Origin of the sequence: Sphingomonas sp. PvP056 (assembly GCF_040549155.1) — a bacterium.
Lineage (GTDB): Bacteria > Pseudomonadota > Alphaproteobacteria > Sphingomonadales > Sphingomonadaceae > Sphingomonas.
Map to the genome: position 1 here is coordinate 851170 of NZ_JBEPST010000001.1, position 12235 is coordinate 863404.

Below are 12235 nucleotides of genomic sequence, written 5' to 3' on the forward strand. Positions count from 1 at the left end.
AGTCTCCAGGGTCATGCCGAATGGCCGAAGGATGGCGGACGATCGCCGCGTGCCGCGCCGAAGCCGGGGTTGGGCTTGGCCGACATGGTGAAGCGGAGCGTGCCACCGGCGCTGAGCGTGGCGTGGTCGATCCAGCTCTTCGTCCAGGGTTTGCCGTTCCAGGTGACCCCAGTGACATAGGGCGTATCGGCGCGGTTGCCGGGGGCGAGGATCGTCAGCGTGCGGCGGTCGCCGACGCGCACGACCGCGCGCTCGAACAAAGGTGAGCCGAAGACATAGACCGCCTCGACCGGATCGACCGGGTAGAAGCCGAGCGCCGAGAAGACGAACCAAGCACTCATCTGCCCGCAATCGTCGTTGCCGATGATTCCGTCGGGCGCGTTGCGATACATCTCGGTGCACAGCCGCCGGACCATCGCCTGCGTCTTCCACGGCTGGCCGGCATAGGCGTAGAGGTATGCGGCATGCTGGTCGGGTTCGTTGCCGTGGGCATATTGGCCGAGCATCCCCGAGATATCGGGCGGCGCATTGGCGGGGAGCGTCGAGGGCGCGGAGAACATCGCGTCGAGCTTGGTGGCGAACGCCGCGTCGCCGCCGACATGCGCGATCCGGCCATAGATGTCGTGCTGGTTGAGGAAGGTCGCCTGCCAGCCGTTCGCCTCGGTATAGTCACGCCAGCCGGGGCGCGGCATGTGGCCGAGCTGGATCGGATCGTAGGGCGTCCACCATGTGCCGTCGGCGAAGCGGGGGCGCGCGAAGCCCGTCTCGCGGTCGATCACATTGCGCCAGTTGCCCGAGCGCTTGAGCAGGCGATCGGCGTCCATCGTCGCACCGGCGGCGCGGGCGATCTGCGCAGACGCCCAATCGTCATAGGCATATTCCTGCGTGCGGCTGACGCTTTCGAACACTTTGTCGGCAGGGACATAGCCGAGCCGGTCGTACAGGTCGCGCCCAAGGCTGTTGTCCTTGTCGGGGGCGGCGAAATCGAAGCTGCGCTTGGCGATTGCGGGCCAGGCGGCGGCGTAGTCGGCGGGAATGCCCTTGGCGCGGGCCTCGGCAAGCGGGACGACGCCGTGCCAGCCGATCATCGTTCCGGTTTCCTTGCCCTGCAGCGGCCACACCAAAGGGCCATAAGGGGATTGCTGCGTCTGGCGGATCAGGTCGTCGATCAGGCTCTTAGTGCGAACGGGGGCGATCAGCGTGAGCAGCGGATGGAGTGCGCGATACGTGTCCCACAGCGACCAGCTGCTGTAGGCGGCCCCGCCGCGCGGGACTGTGTGCGTCCTGCCGTCGAGCCCGACGTAACGCCCGTCGACGTCCGAGAAGAGCGTGGGGGCAAGCTGCGCGTGATACAAAGCCGAGGCGAGGATCGTGCGCTGGTCGGTGGTGCCGCCCTCGACCTCCACCGCGCCCAATGCGTCCGCCCAGCTTTTGCGCGCGGCGCGCAAGGTGCGGTCAAAGTCCCAATGCGATGCTTCCGCCGCAAGATTGGCGCGTGCGCCCGCGACGTCGACGCCCGAAATGCCACAGCGCAGCAGGAGCGGTGCCGATCCCGCGTCGTCGAAGTGGAGCGCCAGTTTGAGCCGCTTGCCCGCGACTTGCCGGGTGCCGGCGGGCTGCTCGACATCGTCGTCGCCATAGAAGGTGACGCGGTCGGGACGGCGCGAGCATTGCAGCGCGAAGTGGATGCGGCGGCCCTTCGCCCAGCGGAACACGCGGCGTCCGCCGGTGATCGTCCCGTCGGCGTCGATCGCGAGCGTCGCATCGTCGATCAGCGGGGCCTTGTCGGAGGTGTCGTGGACGAGGTGCGACAGGTCAATCAGCACATGCCCCGCACCGCGCGGGAAGGTGTAGCGATGCCAGCCGGTGCGCTCGGTCGTGGTGAGTTCGGCGCGCACCCCCGATTCGAGCTGGACACGGTACGAGCCCGGCTCGGCGACTTCGTTCGAATAGCGCTGGCGGTAGCCCGCGTCGGGATTGTCGATCGGTCCGGGGAGCAACTGCACGGGGCCGGTGGTCGGCACGACCAGCACGTCGAGCATGTCGCCGATGCCGGTGCCCGACAGATGGGTGTGGCTGAACCCCATGATCGAGCCGTCGCCGTGGTGGTAGCCCGAGCAGGTATCCCAGCGCGTGACGTCGGTATCGGGGCCGAGCTGGACCATGCCGAACGGCAAGGTCGGGCCGGGGTAGGTATGCCCGTCGCCGCCGGTGCCGACGAACAAATTGGGCGCGGTGGCGGCAGGGCGCGTGGCGGCGCGCAACGGCATTGCGCTGGCGAGCAGCGCGATGGCGGAACTGCCGATCAGGGTACGACGATCGATGCTCACAAGGTGCCTTCCAGCAAAGCGGGGCGGGTATTGGCGACACGGACGATCAGCTCGCCGAACAGGCCGTTGGCCCAGGCGAACCACGAGCGGGTGAATTGCGCGGGATCGTCCTGGTCGAAGGTTTCGTGCATGAAGCCGGTGCCCGCGTCGGTATCGCGCAGGGTCTTGAGACAGGCGCGGATCGTCGCTGGGTCGTCGCTCGACAGGCCGCGGATGATGAGCGACATCGGCCAGATCTGACGCAGGCCGACATGCGGACCGCCGATGCCTTCGACCGCTTTCCCGCGGAAGAAATAGGGGTTGGCGGGGCTCCATGCGGCGGCCTGGGTGCGCAGCCACAGCGGGTCGTTCGCGGGGACGCAGCCGAGATAGCCGAGCCCCGACAGCGAGGGGACGTTCGCGTCGTCCATGAAGATCGCATTGCCGAAGCCGTCGACCTCATAGGCCCACACCTCGCTGCCATCGCGCAGCCGCATCCGCCCATGTTCGGCCAGCGCACGCGCGACTTCGTCGGCGAGCGCGGTGGCGTCCTGCGCAAGCGCCGAGTCCCCGCGCGCGCTCTGCGCGACGACCGCGAGTTCGCGCAAGGCGGTGACCGCGAACAGGTTGGACGGGATCAGGAAGGGATAGAGGCACGCATCGTCCGACGGGCGGAACCCGCAATGGATCAGCCCGACCGGTCGCGACGGGTTGCCAAAGCCGTCGAGCGGCATCGTCTCGATGTTGCGATCCGATTTGCGCAGGAAGCTGTACGGGCCGGGACCGTCTTTGCGCTGTTGCACGCGGAAGGTCGCGATGCTCAGCCGCGCGGCTTCGGCCCAGCGCGCATCGAACGGCGCGCGGTCACGAGTCGCCTGCCAATAGCCGTGCGCGAGCCGCATCGGGTAGCAGAGCGAATCGATCTCCCATTTGCGCTCGGCGACGCCGGGTTTCATGTCGGTCTTGTCGGACAGCGACCAGCTCAGGTCGGTCTTGGCGGTCGGATCTTCCATGAACGCATTGGCATAGGGGTCGATCAGGATCGAGCGCGCCTGGCGCGCGATCAGACCGTGGAAGACCTGCCGCAGCGGCGCATCCGCGCGCGCAAGATGGAGATAGGGGGTCATCTGCGCCGAGGAATCGCGCAGCCACAGGCACGGGATGTCGCCGGTGATGACGAACGCATCGGGGCCGCCGTCGATCGTGCTGAGTCTAACGGTGGTGTCGAGTGTGTTCGGATAGCAGTTGGCGAACATCCAGCGCAGCTTGGGATCGCCGATCTTCGCCGAGACCCGCGCGATCTCGCGCTCGACCGCGCGGCTGGTGAAGCGGCGCGCGCCGACCGCGGGGCGCTTGCTCGCCAGCGGGGTCGCCCCGAGCGCGGGCGTTGCGGCGAGCGTGGCCCCAGCCACGCCCCCGAGGATCGCTTCGCGGCGTGTCACGATCATTTCGAGAGCTCCTGCCGGGTGCCGGTGATCGTCAGGTCGATCCACGTGCCCGGCGCGGTGCCGGGCTGACCGCCGCCGACGAAGACGCGATACGCACCCGGCTCGACCGTCCGCGTGCCGTCGCGCGCGACGAGGCTAAGGCTGCGTGGATCGAGCGTGAAGCTGGCGGTGCGGGTCTTGCCGCGCGGCACCGCGAGGCGGGTGAAGCCAACTAGCTGACGCTGGAGCACCGGGGTGGTCCCGCCCCCTGCGGCGGCGGTGGTCGGGACGAGATACGCCTGGACGACCTCCTCACCATCGCGGCCGCCGGTGTTGGCGACGCGGACCTGCACCGTGGCGCTTTGCCCGGCGGCGACGCTGACGCGCGCGACCGGCGCGGTATAGCCGTAGCTGGTGTAGCTCAGGCCGTGGCCGAAGCCCCAGGTCGGGGTGCCGGTGAAGTAGCGATAGGTCCGCTCCTTCATCCCGTAATCGACGAAGGCGGGCAGATCGGTCGTGTTGGCGTAGAAAGTGACCGGCAGGCGCCCCGACGGGTTGTTGCGCCCGGCGAGCGTGTCGGCGATCGCGGTGCCACCCGATTCGCCCGGATACCAGGCGGCGAGAATCGCGTCGGCGTTGGCGGGGTCGAGCGCGACCGCACTGCCGCTGGTGAGCACCAGCACGAGCGGCTTGCCCGTAGCCTTGAGCGCCGCGATCAGGCGTTGCTGCGCGAATGGCAGCGCGATGTCGGTGCGGTCACCACCGACGAAACCGGGGACGCTGACCGACAACGCCTCGCCTTCGAGATCGGGCGACAGGCCGACCGACACGACCACGACGTCGGACGCGTTCGCCGCGGCGACCGCCTCGGCGATCAGCGGCTCAGCGGGGGGGAGCCACAGCAAGCGAACGCCTTCGTCGTCGCTGACATGGTCGAACTCTAGCTTGAACGCGACTGGGCGGCCATCGCTGGTGAACGGAACGTCGATCCGGCCCTTCTTGATCTCGCCTTCGGAGAGCGGCTTGCCGTCGATCCACAGCCGCGCGGCATCGTGCGACTTGCAATATTTCCAGCAGGCGGGGGCATCGACGATCAGGCGATAATTACCCGGCCCCGGCGGCACGAGCTCGCCGGTCCAGCGTGCGCTCCACTGCGCGCCCAAGCCGGGGGCGGGGGCGGCGCGGTTGGTGTCATGGTCGATGTGGCGTTCACGCCGCGTCGCGACGGGGGTGCCGGTCGCGCCGGGGGTGGCGAAATATTCGGCCTGCAAGCCCGGCGCGCCGTTCGAGCGGAGTGCGGTCTCGGGGATCGGGACGGCAGAACCATCGGCGAGCAGCGAGCCTTGCGCATAACGGACGTTGGCCGCGCCGAATTCGCGACGGATCCCTTCCAGCGGCGTGACCGGCGTGATCGCGGTGCCGTGGTAATTGCCCTGGAGCACGCCGACGTCATCGGCGTCCGCACCGATCAGCGCGATCCGCGTACCCGCTTTGAGCGGCAAGCGGTTGGCGTCGTTCTTGAGCAGGACGATCGCCTTGCGCGCCGCCTCCAGCGCGACCGCGTGATGGTCGGGCGTGCCGATCTCCTTGGGCGAAATCTTCGACCACGGGCTGGTCGCGCCATACGCGATGCCGAGCGCGCGGCGGGCGTCGAGCGCGCGTTGCAGCGCGGTGTCGATCTCCTGCTGCGTGACCAGCCCGCGCTTCAGGGCCTCGGGCAGCGCGGCATAGGTGTTGCCGCAGTTGAGGTCGGTCCCGCCCTTGAGCGAAGCCGCGGCGGCACCCGCGGCATCGAGCCGGTAATGGTGGTACATGTGGACGTTGGCGACCGCATCGCAATCGGACACGGTAAAGCCCTTGAAGCCCCAGTCGCGCCGCAGCCGATCGATCATCAACGGCGCGTTGGCGCATGCGGGGACGCCGAGGATCGAGTTGTACGCGCACATCAGCGACTGCGCCTTGCCCTCGGTCACTGCGAGGCGGAACGCGGGGAGATAGGTCGCTTCCAGATCCTGCGGCGACGGATCGACGTCGAAGCTGTCGCGGCCCGCCTCGGGGCCGCTGTGGACCGCGAAATGCTTGGGCGTGGCGATGACCTTGGGGTGCGCGGGGTCGGGACCCTGCAGACCTGTGACAAAGGCGACGCCGAGCCGCCCGGTCAGATACGGATCCTCGCCATAGGTTTCCTGCCCGCGGCCCCAGCGCGGATCGCGGAAGATGTTGATGTTGGGCGACCAGATCGTCAGCCCTTCGTAGATCTTGCGATCCGCATTCACCGGCTGCGCATTGAACTTGGCGCGCGCCTCGGTCGCGACGACGTCGCCGATCCGCTTGAGCAGCGGCGCATCCCACGTCGCGGCCATGCCGATCGCTTGCGGGAAGACCGTCGCATAGCCGTTGCGCGCGATGCCGTGGAGGCCCTCGCTCCACCAGTCATAGGCGGGGAGACCTGCGGCGGGGTCGGCGGGCGCGCTGCTCTGGAGCTGTGCCGCTTTCTGTTCGGGGGTCATCGTGGCGAGGTTGGGCGAGACTTGTGCGGCCTCGGCGGCGAGCAACAACCAGATCATCGGCGGGATCCCAGCGAACGGAGGGTGAGGGCGGCGGCAAGCGCCTTTGGCGTGGCCTTGGACGTGACGGTGATCGTGCGGCTCTCGCCGGGCAACAGATCGAACCCGTCGTCGGACGGATGCGCGCCGATGCTGCCGAAATCGAGCATCACCGCGCGCGCGAGGGCGGTTGCGCGCACCGTCACCGTATCGCCCGACCAGGTCGCGGTCAGGCCGGGGTCGGGATAGCGCATCGTCTTGGGCACGCCGCGTTCGATGATCGTGCGGCTGACGACCGCATCGCCGATCATCAGTTCGGCGACCGCATAGCTCGTCGCGGGGTCGGCGCCTGCGAACAGCGTCGCATCGTCGAGCTTGGCGACGTCGGTTGCGGAGAGCGCGGGGAGCGTGGTTTCCGCGCCTTGCTCGGCGAGCGGCTTGCCCGTCATAACGAACGCACGGACTCGCCAGCGCGCGGCGATCGGGGTGGTCGCATCCGAGACCAAGGCGATCCGGGTCGCCGTGTCCTTATGCTCGGCGACGATCACCTGCGGCGCGAAGAAGCGGCGCGCGGCATAATGGAGCAGCTTCCACCGGCCGTCGTAATCGATGCTCGACCAGGAGATCGACGGCCAGACGTCATTGAGCTGCCAGTAGAGCGACCCCATCGTCACCGGGCGGCACGAGCGGTGGTGAAGTGCTGCGAGCGCAATCGCCTCGGCCTGGTTGACCTGGCTGAGATAGACGAAGTCGGCGATGTCCTTGGGCTCGCCGAGCCGGTCGCGCATGTAGAGCAACAGCCGGTCATTGCCTTCGCCGGCGAGGAACTTCTGGTGCGCCTTGAGCACCGGGCTGGTCGGCTGGAGCGGGCCGTTGCCCGCGAAGCCGCGCACCGTCGCCATGTCGGGCATCGCCTGAAAGCCATATTCGGACATGAAGCGCGGGCAGGCGTCGAGATAGCGTTCGACCGGCTTGGAGCCCGACCAGACATCCCAGAAATGGCGGTCGCCCGCTTTGTCGGTATCGGCCGGGCCGTCATAGTCGTTCGACGGCGAGCCCGGCCAATAGGGCGTGCCCGGCGAACGCGTCAGCACCGCATCGCGCAACACGCGATCGAACAGTACCGCCATGCCGACGCCGATCCGCTCCTGCTCGTCCGCGCCGACGATTTTCTTGAACGCCTTGCGATCGCTCCAGTTTTCCCAGCCCGACAAAATTTCGTTGCCGCCCGCCCACAGGACGATCGAGGGATGGGTGCCGAGCCGCTCGACCTGTTCCTCCGCCTCGATCTGGACGTTCTTGCGGAAGGCGGCATCGGGCGGGGTGACCGAGCCGCCGAACATGAAGTCCTGCCACACCATCAGGCCCATCTCGTCCGCCATGTCGTAAAAGGCGTCGTCGAGATAATAGCCGCCGCCCCAGATGCGCAGCATGTTCATGTTGGCGTCGCGCGCGGCGGTCACCAGCAGGCGCATCGACGCGGGCGTGACGCGGGTCGGGAAGCTGTCGAACGGGATCACGTTCGCGCCCTTGGCGAAGATCGGGATACCGTTGACGCGGAACCCCATCGCGCCATTGTCGCGGATCAGCTCGACCGTGCGCAGCCCGATGCGGCGGTCCGCAGTGTCGGTCGCGGCTCCGTCTTGTTCGAGCGCGGCGGACACGCGGTACAGGGCCTGCGCGCCGTAACCGACGGGTTGCCAGCGTTGCGGGCGCGCGACCGTGATCGGCAGCGATACCGCGTTCGGTCCGACGGCGAGCGTGACGGCTTGCGTGACGGTCTGGTTGGTGCCGCCGGGGCCGGTCAGCGTGACGCGGATCTGCGCGGGGCCGGCGCGGTCGGCCTGGATCGTGGTTTTCGCGAGCAAGCGCGCTTCGGCATCGGACAGCGCATCCTGCTCGACCCGCAGCGTATCGATCCGTGCGCTGTCCCACGCCTCGAGCCGCACCGGGCGCCACGGTCCGACGTTGAGGATGCGCGGGCCCCAATCCCAGCTGTAGTTATACTTGGGCTTGCGGATATAGGGCGAGGTCTGGCGGCCCTTGGGCTCGTCGCCGAACGCGGAATCATATTCGCCCGGAAGCGACGCCTTTTGCGCCATCACCATCGGCTGCAACGTCTTGATCGGCGCGGCGAAGGTGACGAGGATCTCGTTCGCGCCGATTTTGAGGAACGGTTTCGCGGCGATCCGCCAGCGACGATGCGCGTTGTCGGCGGTGAGCACCGCATGCCCGTTGATCGTCACGGTCGCGAAGGTGTCGAGCCCGTCGAACACCAGATCGAGATGGTCGCGTGCGAGCATCGCGGGCGTCACCGCGAGTGTGCGGCGATATTGCCAGTCGGTCCGCCCGACCCACTGGATCGCGGCTTCGTTGGTGGCGAGGAACGGGTCGGGCACGCGGTGGCGCGCGATCAGATCCTGCTGGATGCTGCCGGGAACGCGCGCGGGAAACCAGCGCGCCTCGGGGCGGTGCGCGGCGATCGCAGCACCGTCCGACGGCGCGATCCGCGCCTGCCAGCCGTCGTCGAGCTTGATCGCCGAACGCGGCGCGGCAGCAAGCGGCGCGGCGACCGAGGCGAGCAACGTCAGGACGAAGGTGCTGCGCAAAGCCCGGCGCATCAGCGGCGCTCGGTCAGCTGGACGGACAGCGGCGCGTAATTGGGCCCCTCGGCTGGCGACGTGAATTGGAAGCATAGGTCGTGGTCACCCGTCATTCGTGGAAGCGTAGCGGAAAAGGTCATGCGTGTCGGCGCGGTCGCGGGATCGGGGAGCGGAAAGCTTGCGATCACCTTGGTCGGCGGCGCGTCCTTGGCGGCCGCGCGACCGCTCGTGTCGCGGCACCCGAGCGAAACGAGCAGTTCGCCGTAAGGCGTGACGCGGAAATGCTGGCGCACGTCCGCAGTATCGTGCGCGAGCCCGAAGTTGCGCGCGATCCGTGCGACGTCGACGGTGAAGCCGCCCGCGACGTCGAGCGGGGCGGCAGGATAGACGCTGCACGTGTCGAACACGCCGATGTTGACCGCGGGGCCGTTGGTCTCGGCATCCGCGGTCATCGGCATCCGCAACCCGAACGACCGCCCCGGGCAGGCGACGAGATCGGACGGCGTGCGTGATAGCAAGGCGGCGCGGCTCGTGGCGAAGTCCCGGACCTTCGCGGTGGCGATTCCGTCGGCATCGAACGCGGCGGCTTTGATCGTGACGCCGGGCGCGACGGTCAGCGGGGTAGCATAAGCGGCGGACCGCGGGGTCGGCGCGCTACCGTCGAGCGTGTAGCGGATGGTGCCGACCGGCACTTGCGTCGCCAGCGCGACCGTCGCCTTGCCGGTGCGGAGTGCGTCGCCGCGCGTGCCTCGCAGCGTGTAGCCGACCGCAAAGGCGCTGTCCGCGACTTCGATCCCGCCCCGCCGCCAGCGCGCGACCTGCGGCGACAGCCGGTTCGCGAAACTGGCGAAGTCGCGCGGCGCACGCGACCAGGTCGTCTCGGCGAGCGCCGCCGCGCGGGGGAACAGCGCGTGCTGCATCTGGTACGGCGTTACGAGATACTCGCTCCACGCATTCGCCTGCGCGCCGAGCACGTGTCGGGCGTGCGCGGCGTCGATCCCCTTGGGCATCGGATCATAGCCGTAGATCGCGGCAAGCGTCTGGACTTTGAGCCGCCCCGGCGGCTCGTCCGCACGGTCGCTTTGCAGATTGTCGAGGTACAGCATCGGGTCGGGCGAGAGGACGACGTCGTGTCCCGCATTCGCCGCATCGACCGCGCCCTGCTCGCCGCGCCACGACATGACCGACGCAGACGAGGGCAATCCCCCCTCGAGGATCTCGTCCCAGCCGATCAGCCGGCGACCCTTGCTCGCGAGATAGCGGCCGAACGTGTCGATCAGCCAGCTTTGCAGTGCGTTCTCGGTCTTGATGTCGAGCGACGCCATTTGCGCCTGCACCTGCGGCGAGCGTTGCCACTGATCCTTGATCGCCTCGTCGCCACCGAGATGGACGTAGCTGCCGGGGAAGACGGCGATCAGTTCGTCGAGCACGTTCTTGACGAAGGCGACACCCTTGGGGCCGGGGTTGAGGAGATACGGGTTGATCCCCCAGTCGTGCGAGACCGCGGGGCGGTCCCCCAGCACGCCGAGTTCGGGATAGGCCGCGACCAACGCTTGCGCATGGCCGGGCAGGTCGATTTCGGGAACGATCGTGATCCCGCGATCCGCGGCGTAGCGCACCAGCGCGCGGAGTTCGACCTGCGTGTAGAAACCGCCGACCCGGGTCGTCGGGGCGGGGCCGCCGGTGGACGGCGGCGACCGGAACGCGCCGATCTCGGTCAGCTTGGGATAGCGTTTGACTTCGAACCGCCAGCCCTGGTCGTCGGTCAGATGCAGATGGAGCGTATTGAGCTTCACCGCCGCCATCTGGTCGACGATCTTGTACAGCGACGGCATCGGCTGGAAGTGCCGCGCGACATCGACCATCAGGCCGCGCCAGGCGAAGCGGGGGGCATCCGTGATCGTGACGCCCGCGACCGTCACTGGCTTGCCGAACGCCTGATCGGGGCTGAGCATCTGCGCCAGCGTCATCGCGCCGTACACGAACCCGTTGCGGGACGCGGCGGCGATGCGGATCCCAGTCGCGTCGACGTCGAGCCGATACGCTTCCGGTCCGGTGATGGTTCGGTCCCGGACGAAGCGGATCGGCGCATCGTTCTTGCCCGTTTGCAGCATGATCCCGCGGGTCGTCATGACGTGCGCGATCAACAGGCGGGCGGCCGAAGCGGCCTCGGCATCACCGGGCGGCGTGGCGATTGCAGATCCCGACGAAATGACGAGCGTGCCGGGTTTAGCGGCCATACTCGCGGGAAGAGGCAGCACCGCCAAGGGCTTGGCCGGCGACATCGACTGCGCTTCGGCGACTGGCGCGACGCCGATCGCGCCGATCGCACCCAGCATCCAGCCAATAGTCTGCGCAAATCTTGCCAAGCCCATTCCTCCGCCCCGTCGAGTGTTCCCGCGTCTTGCTAAGAGGTGTAACCAATATAGGTCCACTTGCAAGCGACCGTCGCAGATCGTGCGTCAGGCAGTCCCGGCAGCCACCCTCGTTTCCGCATACCAATTTGGTTGCGGACTATGCCGATTGATCACCATCGGAACATTGACTAGTCTCGCGTCCAACGAACGTCGCGCGGGCGCGGGGCATCGCGCGCTCGACAAGGGGTGGGCAGTGGCTTTTACACATCAGATCGGGACGTTCCGCGAGGGAAATCCTGCGCCATTGTACCTTCAGCTGCAGCAACTGATCCGCGATGCGATCGGTCAGGACGTGCTCGCGCAGGGCGACGCGATTCCGGCCGAGCGCGACCTGGCGACCGATTACGATGTTTCGCGCATCACCGTGCGGAAAGCGATCGGCGGGCTGGTCGAGGAAGGGTTGCTGACGCGGCGGCGCGGCGCGGGGACCTTCGTGACCGGGCGCGTCGAAAAGAGCTTCTCCAAACTGTCGTCCTTTTCCGAGGACATGGCGGCGCGCGGCAAGACCGCGTCGAGCAGCTGGATCAGCCGGACCACGGGCACGGTCGACCCCGAGGAAGCGATGTCGCTGGGCCTGTCGCCGGGCACGCCGGTGTATCGCTTCCACCGCATCCGCTTTGCCGACGAACAGCCGATGGCGCTCGAATTCTCGACCATCGCGGGCTATTGCCTGCCCGCGATCGGCGCGGTCGAGGAATCGCTCTACACCGCGCTCGACAAGGCTGGCAGTCGGCCAGTTCGCGCGCTCCAGCGGCTCCGTGCGATCCCGTTCGGGGCGGAACATGCGCGAATGCTCGGAGTCGACGCGGGGCATCCGGGCTTGCTGATCGAGCGGCGCGGGTTCCTGAAAGACGGGCGCGCGGCGGAATTCACGCGGTCCTATTATCGCGGCGACGCCTATGATTTCGTCGCGGAGCTGTCCGATCTCTGATC

6 protein-coding genes are annotated in these 12235 nt (G+C 68.1%); 1 reads left to right on the forward strand and 5 read right to left on the reverse strand.

The features are described from left to right. Positions 1-11: 11 nt before the first annotated feature. From ABIC17_RS03975 to ABIC17_RS03995, 5 genes are read right to left on the reverse strand one after another with little or no spacing between them, the layout of a single operon-like run. Positions 12-2330 (reverse strand): GH92 family glycosyl hydrolase, encoded by a 2319-nt coding sequence (locus ABIC17_RS03975; RefSeq protein WP_354279331.1) that lies wholly within the window; start codon positions 2328-2330, stop codon positions 12-14. Next, positions 2327-3757 carry a glycoside hydrolase family 125 protein gene (locus ABIC17_RS03980; protein WP_354279332.1) on the reverse strand — a complete coding sequence of 477 codons (1431 nt, stop codon included), beginning with the start codon at positions 3755-3757 and terminating at the stop codon, positions 2327-2329. The genes ABIC17_RS03975 and ABIC17_RS03980 overlap by 4 nt, the downstream gene beginning before the upstream one ends. Next, positions 3754-6303 carry a glycoside hydrolase family 3 C-terminal domain-containing protein gene (locus ABIC17_RS03985; protein ID WP_354279333.1) on the reverse strand — a complete coding sequence of 850 codons (2550 nt, stop codon included), beginning with the start codon at positions 6301-6303 and terminating at the stop codon, positions 3754-3756. Before ABIC17_RS03985 ends, ABIC17_RS03980 begins: the two co-directional genes overlap by 4 nt. Further along, complete coding sequence (locus ABIC17_RS03990; RefSeq protein ID WP_354279334.1) at positions 6300-8903, reverse strand: beta-mannosidase; 2604 nt, start codon at positions 8901-8903, stop codon at positions 6300-6302. Before ABIC17_RS03990 ends, ABIC17_RS03985 begins: the two co-directional genes overlap by 4 nt. Beyond that, entirely contained in the window at positions 8903-11254 is a 2352-nt protein-coding gene (locus ABIC17_RS03995) for a beta-N-acetylhexosaminidase (protein WP_354279335.1), read from the reverse strand. The genes ABIC17_RS03990 and ABIC17_RS03995 overlap by 1 nt, the downstream gene beginning before the upstream one ends. A 241-nt stretch (positions 11255-11495) precedes the next feature. Between ABIC17_RS03995 and ABIC17_RS04000 the strand changes: the two genes are divergently transcribed. Continuing rightward, the gene (locus ABIC17_RS04000) at positions 11496-12233 is read left to right on the forward strand and encodes a GntR family transcriptional regulator (RefSeq protein ID WP_354279336.1); all 738 of its coding nucleotides are present in this window, start codon (positions 11496-11498) and stop codon (positions 12231-12233) included. The last annotated feature ends 2 nt before the right edge of the window (positions 12234-12235 follow it).

What these genes read in the sequence shown, in the direction of transcription:
- ABIC17_RS03980 (WP_354279332.1), bottom strand. Translation starts at nt 3,757, where the DNA reads ATGATCGTGACACGCCGCGAAGCGATCCTCGGGGGCGTGGCTGGGGCC.
- ABIC17_RS03985 (WP_354279333.1), bottom strand. Translation starts at nt 6,303, where the DNA reads ATGATCTGGTTGTTGCTCGCCGCCGAGGCCGCACAAGTCTCGCCCAAC.
- ABIC17_RS03990 (WP_354279334.1), bottom strand. Translation starts at nt 8,903, where the DNA reads ATGCGCCGGGCTTTGCGCAGCACCTTCGTCCTGACGTTGCTCGCCTCG.